Annotated in this window: 10 protein-coding genes; 6 read left to right on the top strand and 4 right to left on the bottom strand. The window is 68.6% G+C overall.

Features of this window, described 5'->3' with window-relative positions; all coding sequences use genetic code 11:
• Positions 1 to 87: 87 nt before the first annotated feature.
• A complete protein-coding gene (locus FB475_RS13400; RefSeq protein ID WP_141855900.1) occupies positions 88 to 1257 on the top strand; it encodes an alginate lyase family protein in 1170 nt (389 codons plus the stop codon).
• On the opposite strand, the gene FB475_RS13395 is transcribed toward FB475_RS13400, so the two are convergent.
• Positions 1254 to 2060 carry a siderophore-interacting protein gene (locus tag FB475_RS13395; protein ID WP_141855899.1) on the bottom strand — a complete coding sequence of 269 codons (807 nt, stop codon included), beginning with the start codon at positions 2058 to 2060 and terminating at the stop codon, positions 1254 to 1256. The two genes, FB475_RS13400 and FB475_RS13395, sit on opposite strands and share 4 nt — an antisense overlap.
• Positions 2061 to 2171: 111 nt before the next feature.
• On the opposite strand from FB475_RS13395, the gene FB475_RS13390 reads away from it, so the two are divergent.
• The 5 genes from FB475_RS13390 (at position 2172) to FB475_RS13370 (ending at position 11328) form a co-directional block, all read left to right on the top strand.
• Complete coding sequence (locus FB475_RS13390; protein ID WP_141855897.1) at positions 2172 to 3239, top strand: FecCD family ABC transporter permease; 1068 nt, start codon at positions 2172 to 2174, stop codon at positions 3237 to 3239.
• The gene (locus tag FB475_RS13385) at positions 3236 to 4273 is read left to right on the top strand and encodes a FecCD family ABC transporter permease (RefSeq protein ID WP_141855895.1); all 1038 of its coding nucleotides are present in this window, start codon (positions 3236 to 3238) and stop codon (positions 4271 to 4273) included. Before FB475_RS13390 ends, FB475_RS13385 begins: the two co-directional genes overlap by 4 nt.
• A gap of 1 nt (position 4274) precedes the next feature.
• Positions 4275 to 5183, top strand: a complete 909-nt coding sequence (locus tag FB475_RS13380) for an ABC transporter ATP-binding protein (RefSeq protein WP_141855893.1) — start codon at positions 4275 to 4277, stop codon at positions 5181 to 5183.
• 65 nt (positions 5184 to 5248) lie between these two features.
• On the top strand, positions 5249 to 6406 hold the full coding sequence (locus tag FB475_RS13375; protein WP_141855891.1) for a M48 family metalloprotease: 1158 nt from the start codon (positions 5249 to 5251) through the stop codon (positions 6404 to 6406).
• Positions 6403 to 11328 carry an AAA domain-containing protein gene (locus FB475_RS13370; protein ID WP_141855889.1) on the top strand — a complete coding sequence of 1642 codons (4926 nt, stop codon included), beginning with the start codon at positions 6403 to 6405 and terminating at the stop codon, positions 11326 to 11328. The genes FB475_RS13375 and FB475_RS13370 overlap by 4 nt, the downstream gene beginning before the upstream one ends.
• Here the strand turns inward: FB475_RS13370 and FB475_RS38105 are convergent.
• The 3 genes from FB475_RS38105 to FB475_RS13355 all read right to left on the bottom strand — a co-directional run bounded on the left by FB475_RS38105 (position 11290) and on the right by FB475_RS13355 (position 13655).
• Positions 11290 to 12501 (bottom strand): glycosyltransferase, encoded by a 1212-nt coding sequence (locus FB475_RS38105; RefSeq protein WP_141855887.1) that lies wholly within the window; start codon positions 12499 to 12501, stop codon positions 11290 to 11292. The genes FB475_RS13370 and FB475_RS38105 overlap by 39 nt on opposite strands.
• 80 nt (positions 12502 to 12581) lie before the next feature.
• Complete coding sequence (locus FB475_RS13360; protein WP_141855885.1) at positions 12582 to 13181, bottom strand: DUF2238 domain-containing protein; 600 nt, start codon at positions 13179 to 13181, stop codon at positions 12582 to 12584.
• Positions 13182 to 13283: 102 nt separating this feature from the next.
• Positions 13284 to 13655 (bottom strand): FKBP-type peptidyl-prolyl cis-trans isomerase, encoded by a 372-nt coding sequence (locus tag FB475_RS13355; RefSeq protein WP_141855883.1) that lies wholly within the window; start codon positions 13653 to 13655, stop codon positions 13284 to 13286.
• Between the last annotated feature and the right edge of the window lie 149 nt (positions 13656 to 13804).

Here is a 13804-nt window from a genome sequence, read left to right as displayed (position 1 = left end):
CCGGCGGGGTCTTGACCCTGGTCGTCGTACGTCGTGACACTGCCGTGGAAACCGCTGTCCTACCGCCCCCAAGACAGGACACCGCCCATGCGAAAGATGCCCTTCGTCCTGGCCGCCGCGCTGCTCGCCGGGACCCTTGTCAGTCCATCCGCACAGGCCGCCGACGCACCGGCGACGTTCACCCATCCCGGTGTCGGCGTCAGCCAGGCCCAGCTCGACTTCGTCCGGTCCAAGGTGCAGGCCGGCGCGCAGCCGTGGACCGACGCCTACAACCAGGCCAAGAACAGTTCGTACGCCTCCCTGTCCCGGACGCCGAAACCGCGCGCGATCGTGGAGTGCGGTCCGTACTCGAGCCCGAACTACGGCTGTACCGACGAACGTGAGGACGCGATCGCGGCCTACACCGACGCCCTGCTCTGGTACCTGACCCGGGACGACCGATACGCGCAGAAGTCGATCCAGCTGATGGACGCGTGGTCAGCGACGATCCAGGACCACACCAACAGCAACGCCCCGCTGCAGACAGCCTGGGCCGCGTCGTCCTGGCCGAAGGCCGCGGAGATCATCAAGTACGAGTACGGCAACTGGCCGAACGCGGGCCGCTTCGCCACCATGCTCCGCAACGTCTATGTCCCGAAGATCATCAACGGCTCCAACTCCAACGGGAACTGGGAGCTGAGCATGACCGAGGCTCTCCAGGGCATCGGCGTGTTCCTCGAGGACAAGACCATCTACGACAAGGCGATAGCGCTCTACAGGCTGCGAGTCCCGGCGTACGTGTACCTGGCGTCGGACGGTGCGCTGCCGAAGACCGTCCCGAGCCAGAACCTCAACACCCGCGACAAGATCGTCAGCTACTGGCAGGGCCAGGGGACGTTCGTGACCGGCCTGACGCAGGAGACGTGCCGCGACTTCACCCACACCGGCTACGGCATCTCCTCGATCTCACACGTACTGGAGACGGCACGTATTCAGGGCGTCGACATGTACCCGGAGTTCGGCGAGCGGCTGCGCCAGGCACTCGGCTTCCAGTCCAAGTGGGAGCGCAACCTCGAGCCGGTGCCCTCCTGGCTCTGCAACGGCACACTGAACCGGGGACTCGGTCCGATCACCGAGGTGGGCTACAACGCTCTGCACACCCGCCTGGGTATCGCCATGACCAACACCCAGGCACTGACCGAGTCGCGTCGTCCGGCCGGCTCCAACAACCTGTTCGTTGCCTGGGAGACCCTGACCCACGCAGAGAACCCGTCCTAGCAGTGAGCTTCGCCGCGCTTCCAGTAGCCCTGGAACGAGATGGCCGACTTCGGCATACCGACGGCGTTCACGAGGTGGCGGCGTACCTCTTTGATCATTGACGACTCACCAGCGACCCAGGCGTAGTCAGGGTCGAACGGCAGCGCTGCTGACTTCACCGCGTCCACTAGGGATCCCTCAGTGACCCACGTGACGTCAGCAGCACCTGCCAACGGCCGTACGTCGGCTTCGGAAGGTACGGCGACGAAGACGGTCGCATGTACTCCCGCGGGAAGCTCCTCCAGGATGCCGGCCAGCGCAGGCAGCGCGGTCTCGTCCGCAACGAGCACCCGGCGGACACTGGTCGCCGGAGGTATGTAGTCGACGCCGGAGTGCAGCAGGCCCTTCGTGCTGGTCGTGTCGACTGCAAACGGAAGCAGAAGACCCACCTGATCTCCGGGCTGGGCCGAGCCCACCCAGGCCGATGCAGGACCATTCACTCCGTGCAGGACGAACTCCACGTCGAGCTCAGCGACTTCCGGGCGGAGGGCGCGCACGGTGTACGTCCGCATGATGAACCGCTCGTCGACGGGCTGTCCGCACCAGTCGGCGTACCACTCGGGGCCTGACGGAAGCCGGATCGCGCTGCCGTTCGGCGGAGCCAGCAGGACCTTGATCCGCTGATCCGGTCCCGCTGTGACCGCTTCCTTGATCCGCGGTGCGACGAACGTCACGCGACGCAGGTGCGGGCTCAGGTCGTCAACGGCGGCCACGGTGGCCAGCAGCGAGTCGAAGACGATCGGGCGCTCGAGCACAGTCGTCATGGCGGGTTTCTCCATACACTTCGCAGGGGAGGAACGTGCGGACCCGAGGGCGGCCGGGTTAAGGTGAGGCGTCTAGAGGTTAGCCTTACCTAAGAGGATCCCGAAAGTCCAATGCCACCGCCCAGCGCCACGGCCGAAGCCGGCCCGGACACCGCTGCCCCGTCGCGTCCACGCCGGGCCCGGCGGACCACGCTCGTACTCGGCCTGATCGGTTGCGTCGTCCTGCTGGTGCTGGTCTGTCTGCTCAGCATCGCGGTCGGCTCGAAGCAGATCCCGCTGCCCGCCGTGATCGATGCCCTGCGCCACTACAACGAGGCCGACACCGACCAGGTGATCGTCCGCTCACTGCGCGTGCCGCGGACCCTGATCGGCCTGCTGGTCGGCGCCGCGCTCGGATTGTCCGGGGCGTTGATGCAGGGCGTGACCAGGAACCCGCTGGCCGATCCGGGCATCCTCGGCGTGAACGGCGGTGCCGCGCTGTTCGTTGTCGGCGGCATCTACTGGTTCGGGATGTCCTCGCTGACGTCGTACGTCTGGCTGGCCTTCGTCGGTGCGGCCGCCGCGTCGGTCGTCGTCTATCTGCTCGGGTCGCTCGGCCGGGAGGGCGCGACGCCGGTGAAGCTCGCGCTCGCCGGTGCGGCGCTGACCGCGATGCTCGGGTCGTTGACGACCGCGTTGCTGATCGGCGACGTGGACACGTTCGACCAGTTCCGGTTCTGGTCGGTGGGGTCGTTCGCCGGCCGCGGTCCGGACATCGCCAAGCAGGTGGCGCCTTTCATCCTGGTCGGGATCGTGCTGGCGATCTTCTGCGGGCGGCTGCTGAACGCGTTGTCACTCGGGGACGACGTGGCCAAGTCGCTCGGACAGCGGGTCGGGTTGGCCCGCGCGTTCGTCGCGGTCGTCGTCGTTCTACTGTGCGGTGCGGCAACCGCGGCGGCCGGTCCGATCGGCTTCGTCGGGCTGACCATCCCGCATGTCGCACGGCTGGTGACCGGCCCGGACTACCGCTGGATCCTGCCGTACTCCGCTCTGCTGGCGCCGATCCTGCTCCTCGGTTCGGATGTGATCGGCCGCGTCGTCGCGCAGCCAGGCGAACTGCAGGTCGGCATCGTCACCGCGGTCTTCGGCGCCCCGTTCTTCATCATGCTGGTTCGCCGCCGGAAACTGGCCGACCTGTGACGGCTTCCGCGGTCCACCTCGTTGCGCGTGCTCGCGTCGCTCGGCAGACGCGTTCGCTGGCCGTCATCGTCGTACTGGCCGCCCTGGTGTTCGCGGTGTTCTGTGTCTCGTTGTCGCTGGGCGACTTCAAGATCCCAGTGATCGACGTGGTGAAGACACTGTTCGGTGGTGGCGATCACGCGACCGAGTTCATCGTCAACCAGCTTCGGTTGCCCAGGGCACTGACCGGGTTGCTGGTCGGCGCGGCGCTCGGGCTGTCCGGCGCGATCTTCCAGAACATCGCCCGCAACCCGTTGGCCAGCCCCGACATCATCGGTGTGACCTACGGCGCGAGCGCGTTCGCCGTACTCGGGATCGTGACGCTCGGACTGACGGGGGTCGCGGTATCGGCGCTGGCGATCGCCGGCGCGGTGCTGACCGCGTTCGTCATGTACGTACTCGCGTGGCGGCACGGGGTGTCGAGCTACCGGCTGATCCTGATCGGCATCGGTATCGGCGCGATCGCGACCAGCATCACGTCGTACCTGCTGACCAAGGCCCGGGTGGAGATCGCGCAGCAGGCACTCGTCTGGTTGACCGGCAGTCTGAACGGACGGGACTGGTCGAACGTGCGGTCGCTGGCGATCACCCTCGTCGTGCTGCTGCCGTTCATGGTGTTGTTGGTCCAGCAGTTGCGGATCCTGCAACTCGGCGACGATACGGCGTACGGGCTGGGGTTGCGGGTCGAGGCGTCCCGGCTCGGATTGATCGTGATTGCCGTACTGCTGGCCGCGGTGGCGACGGCGGCGGCCGGGCCGATCGGGTTCGTGGCGTTCGTGGCGCCGCCGATCGCGCGCCGGCTGACCCGGTCAGCGGGGCCGGCGATGATCGCGTCCGGTCTGCTCGGGGCGCTCGTGGTGGCGGTGTCGGACCTGATCGCGCAGCACGCCTTCGGTGCGACGCAACTGCCGGTCGGGGTGGTGACCGGCGTGGTAGGTGCGCCGTACCTGATGTTCCTGCTGGCCAGGACCAATCGCGTCGGGAGTGGTGGCTGAGATGGAGGAGAAGTCTGTGGAACCCACGATCCGGCACAGCTTGGCCGCTGACGGTCTCATGGTGGGGTACGACCAGCGCGAGATCATCCATGACCTGTCGGTGCGCATCCCGACCGGCAAGATCACCGTCATCGTCGGCGCGAACGCGTGCGGCAAGTCGACGCTGCTGAAGACCTTGGCCCGGCTGCTGAAGCCGTCGCGTGGAACGGTGTTGCTGGACGGGAAGAGCATCCAGCAGATCCCGACCCGCGAGGTCGCGACCAAACTCGGCCTGCTGCCGCAGTCGCCGACCGCGCCGGAGGGGATCACGGTCGCGGACCTGGTCGGCCGGGGGCGGTACCCGCGGACCCGGTGGATCCGGCAGTGGTCGCGCGCGGACGACGAGGCGGTCGCGGAGGCGATGACGTCGACCGACGTACTGTCGATCGCGGACCGCCCGATCGACGAACTGTCCGGCGGGCAGCGGCAGCGGGTGTGGATCGCGATGGCGCTCGCGCAGGAGACCGACATCCTGTTGCTGGACGAGCCGACCACGTTCCTCGACCTGACCCATCAGTTCGAGGTGCTCGATCTGCTCGTCGACCTGAACAGGTCCGACGACCGGACGATCGTGCTGGTCCTGCACGACCTGAACCAGGCCTGCCGGTTCGGCGACCACCTGATCGCGATGAAGGACGGCGCGATCGTTGCCGAAGGCAACCCATCCGAGGTGATCACCGAACAGGTCGTGCAGGACGTGTTCGGCCTGGCGGTCAAGGTCGTTCCGGACCCGGTCGCCGGTACGCCGATGGTGGTTCCGATCGGCCGCCACACCACCCGGCAGGCTACCCCGGCTCCGGGCAACGCCGCGGCGGCAGCACTCGCGGCCGGTGCCGCGGCGAACGGGATCTGCCGCCCGACCGACCGCTGAGGTTGTCCACAGCCCCGTCTGACGGGGCTCGGTTTCTGTCGGTCGGGGTGGTTATCGTGGCGGGCATGTTGTCAGCGCTCGCGTATCACCGGTCCGTCCTGGCGGTTGTCCGCCGGGTGGACGAGCGTGCCTGGGCGGCCCTGCACGGTGATCCGGAGGGTTCGCTCGACGACCTTCTGTTGCGGAACGCGTACCGCTTGGAGGCCGATGTCCATCCGGACGTGTTCCGGGCCGGCGAGCGGGCGGCGCGAGCGTTGGAGCTGGCGGCGGACGTCGACTATTACCAGGTGAACCGCGCACCCAACGCGTCGTACGTGCATCAGGCCGGCAACGCGGTGATCGTCTTCCAAGGGCCGCTGCTCGAGCGGCTCGACGAGGACGAGTTGACTGCGGTGATCGGACACGAGCTGGCGCACCGGTTGTTGTGGCAGGCCGACAAAGGTGGGTTCCTGGCGGTCGATCGGCTGCTGGACGCGGCGGCGGGTGACGCGCGAACCCCCTCGCAGTACTTGGAGACTCATCGGCGCTGGTCGCTCGCGACGGAGCTGTTCGCGGATCGCGGCGCGTACACGGCGTGCGGCGATCTGCGGACGACAGTGCGCGCGTTGCTGAAGCTGGAGACCGGGTTGAGTACAGCGGACCCCGATGCGTACCTGCGGCAGGCGGAGGCACTCGACCTCAGTTCGGGCAGCCGCGGTACGTCGCATCCCGAGGCGGTCGGTCGCGCCTGGGCGCTGAAGAACTGGCTCGCCGGCGAGGACGTCGAGGCGCTGGTGACCGGGCCGCTCGACGTGGACGCGCCGGATCTGCTCGACGCGGCGCTGTTGCGCGAGCTGAGCCGGGACTTCGCTGGGGCGATTGCACTGACCGAGGGCTTGCGGACGGACGCGATCGCTACTGCCGCGGCGACGTTCTCGGACGGTCTTGGTGCGGCCGGCGGCGAGGTGCGCTTCGACGAACCGCTGGCGGTGCGTCCTGTTGACGGGGCGCCGTTGCCGAGGCGGCGACCGTTGGCACCCTCAACGATGCGCTACCTGTGTTATCTGCTGCTCGATCTGGCGACGGCGGATCCCGAGGTCGGTGACGACGGCCTGATCGCGTCCCTGGCCGTGGCGCGCCGGTCCGGGCTCAGTGGGTACGTCGATATCGCCGACGACGAGCTGGGCTGGAGCGACAAGCAGCGGGCGCGGTTCGTCCAGGCTGCCGCGGAGGTGGCCGGATGAGCGCCCACGACCTGGTCGCACTGGCCGTCTCGCAGGGCGGGCTCGGAAACGACGCGCTGCTGGCGGCGGTGCTGCCGTTGTTCCACGAGACGGCGGCCGTGCACGAGCGCGGGCTGGTCGCGCCGTTGCGCGGGCTGGATCGGATCACGATCGACGAGCAGAGCAGGTTGGGGTTCGCGCCGGAGGACGCGGGCCGACCGACGTTGGCGATCGCGCGGATCGACGCTGTGCAAGGGAAGCGGCCCAGCGCCGTCGAGGTGGTCGCGCATCGGCAGTCCGAACTCGACCTCGGCGAAGACGGGGGAAGCGAGCAAACCGTCGTACCCGAGACGATCACGGCGCCGACGCTGGTTGCGGGGTGGCAGAGCTGGGAGCACGTGGTCGGGCATCACGACCAGCTCACCGACATCTTCAGCCTCGGCCAGTTGCTGCTCGCGCTCGGGTGTGGCCTGGATCTGTCCAGGACCGCGGACGTCGCGACGCTGATCGATGCCCGGGGCAACTTGTATCAGCTGGATCCGGACCTGCACCCGGTGATCGTGTCGGTCGCCGCGCAGATGGCCGAGCCGGACCGGTACCGGCGGGCGCAGGATCTGCACTCGCTGATCGAGCAGCTCGAGAACTACCGCGATCAGCCGCTGGACTTCGACGTCGAGGCGGTCGTGCGCGGCGCGGCGGACCGGCGTACCGCGGTGCTCGGCGCCCTCCGCGACCGGCTCTTCGACCTCTCCCGGCGGAACCGGCTGATCAACTTCCGCCCGACCGCCCAGACGCTGAACCTCACCGAGGTCTCGGTCCCACTGATGCTCGACGTACGGACGATCCGCTCGGAGCAACTGTTCACCTGGCGCGACGACCTCGCGGGCCAACTGCTCGCGAAGGCGCAGCCGCTCGGCAAGTGGATCCGCTGGGACGAGGCGCCGTACGCCGCGAACACCTTGGACAAGCTGATCTCCACGGCGCGCCGGGACCGCGCCGACTACGGCCAGGACCAGCTGCGGCTGGTGCCGGCGTTCCTGCGCTGGCACGACCTGAAGAACGATCGCGACACCCGCCTTGCCTCGCCGCTCGTCCTGGCCAAGGTGGAGCTGACTCGCAAGCGGGGTGTGCGTGACTCCTACACGTTGCGGGTGACTGACCCGATCGCGGAGGTGAACCCGACGCTGCGGCACAGCCTGCGCCAGCTGTACGGGATCTCCCTGCCGGAAAGTGTCGACTTGTCGGTTCCCGGTGCACTGCACGAGTTGCACGAGCGGCTCGCGAAGGAGATCCAGGCGACTGAACCAGGGCTGCAGCTCCACCTCCGCGAGAAGCCTCGGATCGATCTCGTTCGGCAGCGTGCGGTGACACGGCTGCGTACGTACAACCGGCGCCGGCGTGGCGACGTGGAGACCGGCTTCGGCGGGAAGCAGTACGCGTACTCGTACCGGCGTTCGGACTACCAGCCGCTCGGAGTGCAGATCTTCCGGACGCAGATCGCGCAGCAGACGCTGCCGCTGGGGATCGCGCTCGGCGAGGAACCGCGGCGGCCCGGGGTGCTCGAGACGGACATCTACTCGATCGACACCGACGGTGGTCCGTACTCGTGGGACGTCGACCTGTGCGCGGTATCGCTGGCGAACTTCAACTACCGGACGCTCGGTCTCGTCCGGGACTACGACGAGCTGCTGACGACTGGCGAGTCGGCCGCGTCGTTCGAGCAGCTGTTCTCGGACCGGCCGCGGCCGGTGGGCAGTGCGCTGCCGGAGCTGCCGCCGGGCGATCGACATCTGGTGGTGCCGGCGGACGGGTCGCAGGTGGCGGCGATCGCGCGGGCCCGGCGGGGCGAGAGCTTCGTGATCCAGGGCCCGCCGGGGACCGGCAAGTCGCAAACGATTACCAACCTGATCGCGGACTTCGTGGCCCGTGGGAAGCGAGTGCTGTTCGTCTGCCAGAAGCGGGCGGCGCTGGACGTTGTGCATGCGCGGCTGGCGAGTCGGCGGTTGAACGGGTTGTGTGCGCTGATCCATGACTCGCAGGCGGACAAGAAGGCGTTCGTTCATGGGCTGCGGGAGACGTACGAATCGTGGTTGGAGGCCTCGGACGACCTGGATGTGCTGACGGCACGACGCGCGGAGCTGGTGACGCGCGTGGATCGCCTGCTGGCGACTGTCGACGAGTTCGAACAGCAGTTGGCGAGCGGTACGCCGCGGTTGCGTGAGGTGGTGGATCGCCTCGCGAAATTGCATGACCACGCCTGGAGTCCTGGGATGGCGGAGCCTTCCGTTCCGCCGGTGACGGATTGGTGGGAGGCGCGGGAGGTCGTTCGGGATGTCGCGCAGGCGCTGGCTGCTGCTGATCCGGCAACCGGTGGGGTGCTGGCGCGGAGCCCGCTCGCGTTCGTTGCGGCCCATCGGTGGGACAACGTCGACCTCGGGGATCTCCGCACTCGGTGGTCTGCGGTCGTTGCCGATGCTGCCACGGTCCGGGAAGTCCGGGCGTTGGCGGGGCTCGGGCGGTTGATCGAGCCGTTGGCGGCCGCGGACCGGGTCGAGGCGATCGTCCCGCGGTCAATGCTCGCGCGTGACCTGGCCGACGCCGCGAACGAGCGAAAGAAGCTGGTGGCCGCTGAACGAGCCGCGTGGAACGAGGCCGCGGGCTGGCAGGAGCCGCTCGCGCCGGCCGACGCGCGTTCGGCGCTGAAGGTTGCCCAGAGCAAGGAAGGTGGCGTGTTCTCCTTCCTGAGTGGCGATTGGCGCCGGGTGAGGAATCTCGTCCGCAGCCGGTTCGACAGCAGTGCCCGAGCGGTCCAGCCGTCCGTCACGGAGATCCTGACTGATCTCGTCGCCGCCCAGTCCGCGACAGCCGCCGTCGAGCAGCACACCGAGCAGATCCGCCACGAGTGGGGCTACGACGATCCGTGCGAGTTGATCGACCAGTTGGCGGCCGCCCGCAAGAGCGTTCCCGACTGGCAGTTGGTGCTGGATGACGGCGCCTCGGCTCGCTTGTCCGGTCTGGCCGACGCCTCCGAGCCCGCCGATGAGGCGACCCGCGACGTCCTCACCGACGACGTGGACGACTTGTCGTTGGACAGCCTCCGAGAGCTGATCGACCGCCTCGCCGCTGCTGGTCCCGTCGTCCGCGCGATCGGCCCCAAGCTGCGGGAGCTCGCGACAACGCCGGCGTCCGTGCAGACCGCCGTACGTCGACTGGATGCGTCACCGGACCAGCTCGAGTACGCCGTCTGTGCCGCGGAGTGGGAGCGGGCCCGGACCGCCGCGCCGTTGCAGCTGTCCTCGGCAAAGGTCGATGCGATCGTCGGTGAATTGAGCATGGTGTACGACGACCTGACCGAGGTCAACGCGCAGGTCGTGATCGCGCAGGTACGGCGCCGCTTCCTCGTGGAGGTCACGCACTCCGAGCAGAGCGTGTCCGGGATGTCGCCGGAGGACCGCGAGCGGAAGAAGACGTTCGCGACCGGACGACGCGAGCTGGAGCACGAGTTCGGCAAGGTGATGCGGTACCGGTCGATCCGCGACCTCGCGTCCGGCCCGCCCGGCGAGGTGGTGTCGATGCTACGGCCGGTCTGGCTGATGAGCCCGTCCTCGGTGTCCGACACGTTGCCGTTGACAACTTCCTTCGACGTCGTGGTGTACGACGAGGCGAGCCAGATCCCGGTCGAGGAGGCGATCCCGGCGCTGCACCGGGCGCCGCAGGTGATCGTCGTCGGCGACCAGATGCAGCTGCCACCGACGCAGTACTTCCGTGTCCAGCATGATGACGCCGAGGACGAGGTCGGCGTCGCGCTGACCGACGACAGCTTCCTCTCGATCAGTGCGCTGCGGCTCGCGTCGACGATGCTGACGTGGCACTACCGGAGCCGGTCGGAGGCGTTGATCTCGTTCAGCAACGCGGCGTTCTACCAGGGGAAGCTGGCGACGGTACCGGACCGGATGCCGCCGCATGCCGCGCCGCCGTGGACGTTGCGTTCGGACTCGCCGGTGGCCGAGGTGTGCGACAACGTGCTCGCCGGCAGCATCACCGCGGTGCGGCTCGTCGACGGTGTCTACGTACGGCGTACCAACCCGGCGGAGGCGCGGTGGATCGCGTCGCTGGTGCGGGAGCTGCTCGTCCGCGAGATCGGGAAGAGTATCGGCATCGTGGCGTTCTCCGAGGCGCAGCAGGGTGAGATCGAGCGGGCGCTCGACGAGCTGGGCGAGAGCGATCCGGCATTCGCCGCGCTGTACGAGGCCGAGCAGGTGCGGACGCGCGGTGAGCAGGACGCCGGGTTGTTCGTGAAGAACCTGGAGAACGTGCAGGGCGACGAGCGGGACATCGTCCTGATGAGCGTCTGCTACGCGGCCGGTCCGGACGGGCGGATGCTGATGAACTTCGGCCCGATCAACACGTCGGGCGGCGAGAAGCGGCTGAACGTGATCTTCAGCCGCGCCCGCGAACACATGGTGATCGTCAGCAGCATCGAGCCCGACGCGATCACCAACACCTACAACGACGGCGCCAACACGTTGCGCCGGTTCCTCGGGTACGCCGCGGCCGTGTCGCGTGGGGATCAGGCCGCCGCGAAGTCCGCGCTGTCGACGGTGAAACCTGCCGGCGTTCGAAAGCCGACACCGGTCGTCGAGCAGCTTGCTGCGGAGCTTCGCAAGGTCGGCGTCGAGGTCGATGTCGCGGTGGGGGAGTCGGTCTTCCGCTGCGACCTTGCGCTGAAGCTGCCCGGCGACAGCGGCTATCGGCTCGCTGTGCTTGTGGATACGCCTGAGCGGGTGGCGGACGACACGCTGCTGGAGCGGCTCACCACGCACCCGAGCGCGCTGATGACCTCCGGGTGGCGGGTCCATCACGTGCTCACCACGGACTGGACCCGCTCGCCGGAGGCCGTCGTCTCACAGTTGCTCGACGCGCTCCAACGTCCGGTCGATTAGGAGCTTCGCAGCGACTGTCGCGCCATCGCCTTTGATCGAGCCGCTCACCTCGCGGGCTCGCGGTGCTGCTGCGAGCGCCGTGCCGAGCGCGGCCGACAGCGAGTCGACGATCGGCGGCGAGCCCTCGTGGGCGGCGCCGATGCCCAACGCCGCGACGCGGGAAGCCCAGTACGGCTGGTCGGCGACGAGCGGGACCACAACCTGCGGTACGCCGGCCCGCGCGGCCGTGGTCGTCGTACCGGCGCCGCCGTGGTGGACGACCGCCGCCACCCGCGGGAACAGCGCCTGCTGGTTGACCTCGCCGACGACGAAGCTGTCGTCCGCTTCGAGTTCGGACCAGCCGCGTCCGAGTACGACGCGGCGACCGTGCGCCCGGGCGGCTTCGACGGCTGTCCGGGCGATGTCCTTCGGTGCGTGGGCGGCCATGCTGCCGAAGCCGACGTACACCGGTGGCTCGCCGGCCTCCAGGAACGCCTGCAGGTCGTCCGGTAGCGGGCGGTCGTCGGGCAGGATCCACGCGCCGGTTTGTACGACCTCAAGGTCGGTCATGCCCGCCGACGGGCAGAGCGTCGGATCCGCCGCGAGCCACGGGTGCTCGGTGAAGACGTAGTCGCGGACGTTGTCGACCGGCGGGAGGCCGATCGCGGCGCGCTCACGGTTGAGCGCCGGGCCGTACAGCTCGTTGACGCGGCGGGCGTCGTACTCCCATTGGACGCGCCGGTCGGTCACGTCCGGCGGGGTCGGCGTACCGGGACGTGCTCCGGGGGAGAAGTGCTGTGACGGGATCCCGCCGAGATGGAAGCCCGCGAGTACATAGCCGATGCCGAGCTTGTCGGCGACGTCCCGCGCACCGGCCGGCATCAGACCGCTCGCCACGATCGCGTCGGCTCCCGGCGCGACCCGCCCGAGCGTCTCGAAGCGCGCCGCGACCAGCCGCGGCGCCAACGCGAACGCCGGATGCACCCCCTCCTGCTTGGGCGCCGTAACCACCTCCCGCACCGACGGTCCCAGTGGCTCCATCGGCACCCCGGCCCGCGCGAGCAATTCCTCGAACTCAGCCTCGGGCGGCACGCACACGGTCGCCTCGGCGCCCAACCCCTGAAGCGCCACCGCAAGCCCCGCCAACGGCTCCACGTCCCCGCGCGACCCCCAGCTCACCAAGACAAAACGCACAGTTCGGCTCCGTTCCCCAGTTCGGCAAAGACACCCATTTTCCGAGAAAATGGGGGGCTTGCGGCAAGTCCCCCCACCCGCTATACGTTGAAACTAGAGGGGGTTGTGAACCGCGCGACCACGAGGCCGGCCAGCAGTGCGCCGAGGGTGCCCAGGGTCAGGTCGCCGAGGGTGTCGGTGTAGGCGGTTTGGAGTTCGGGGGATGTGCGGACGAACGTCACGTACTCGCCAACCTCCCACACGACCGCGGCAGTGGTGCCGAAGCCCAGGGCCACGAAGGTGGTGACGGGGCGGGAGAGGGTTCGCGGTACGAACGCGAGCAGCACGCCAGCGGTCAGGAAGGCCCAGAGGACGAAGTGCATCGCATCGTCCCACCAGTTGACCGTGTCGAAGAGGTTGAGCCGGTTGCCGAGCAGGTCGATCGTCCAGGGCAGCGTCATCAGGAGGTCGGCCGGCCAGGGGAAACGGTCCTTACGGCGGAGCCACCACCAGAGGGGGAGCACCATCCCGCCGACCGGGTAGACGATCAGCCGCGCGGTTGATGCCTTTCCTTTGATACCGCTCAGATCCGGCCAGATGAGTGCCGCCAGCAACAATGCGAAGAGCAGCAGCTTCACGGCCACGGCGGCGTACCGGATCCAGTTCGTCCGTCGGGGCTGTGGGATCGCCATTGTCGTCATGCCGTTCAGTCAACCGCTGGGAGGGCCGCGGTGGATGAGTACAACTACGTGAAAACTGAACAGCCGGCGGTGACCACCTGGTCGCCGCCGGCTGCTGTTCGATCAGCTGACGCTGATCAGGTCCACGACGAAGATCAGGGTCTCGCCCGGCTTGATCGCGCTGCCGGCGCCGCGGTCGCCGTAGCCCAGGTGCGGCGGGATGACCAGCTTGCGCCGGCCGCCGACCTTCATGCCCTGGACGCCGGTGTCCCAGCCCTGGATGACCTGGCCGACGCCGAGCTGGAACGCCAGCGGGGCGCCGCGGTTGTACGACGCGTCGAACTCCTCGCCGGTGGAGTGCGCAACGCCCACGTAGTGCACGTTCACCCGCGAGCCGGCCTTGGCCTCGGCGCCGTCGCCCTCGGTGATGTCGGTGATCTCGAGATCCGCCGGCGGCGGACCGTCCGGGAAGTCGATCTCTGGCTTGTCAGTCATACATCCAGCTTAGAGGTCGCCCGGAGCGGTGCTGCCTGCTACACCACTACCGCTCCGCGCGACCTCGCAGAAACAGCCGGGAAAGTTCCGATTGGGTTCCTGTTGGGGGAGATCGCGAGCGTCTAGGCTCTCGACACGAGGCCGACCAA

The sequence above is a fragment of the Kribbella jejuensis genome (assembly GCF_006715085.1).
GTDB classification, from domain to species: Bacteria; Actinomycetota; Actinomycetes; order Propionibacteriales; family Kribbellaceae; genus Kribbella; species Kribbella jejuensis.
This window is presented reverse-complemented; position numbering and strand designations above follow the sequence as displayed.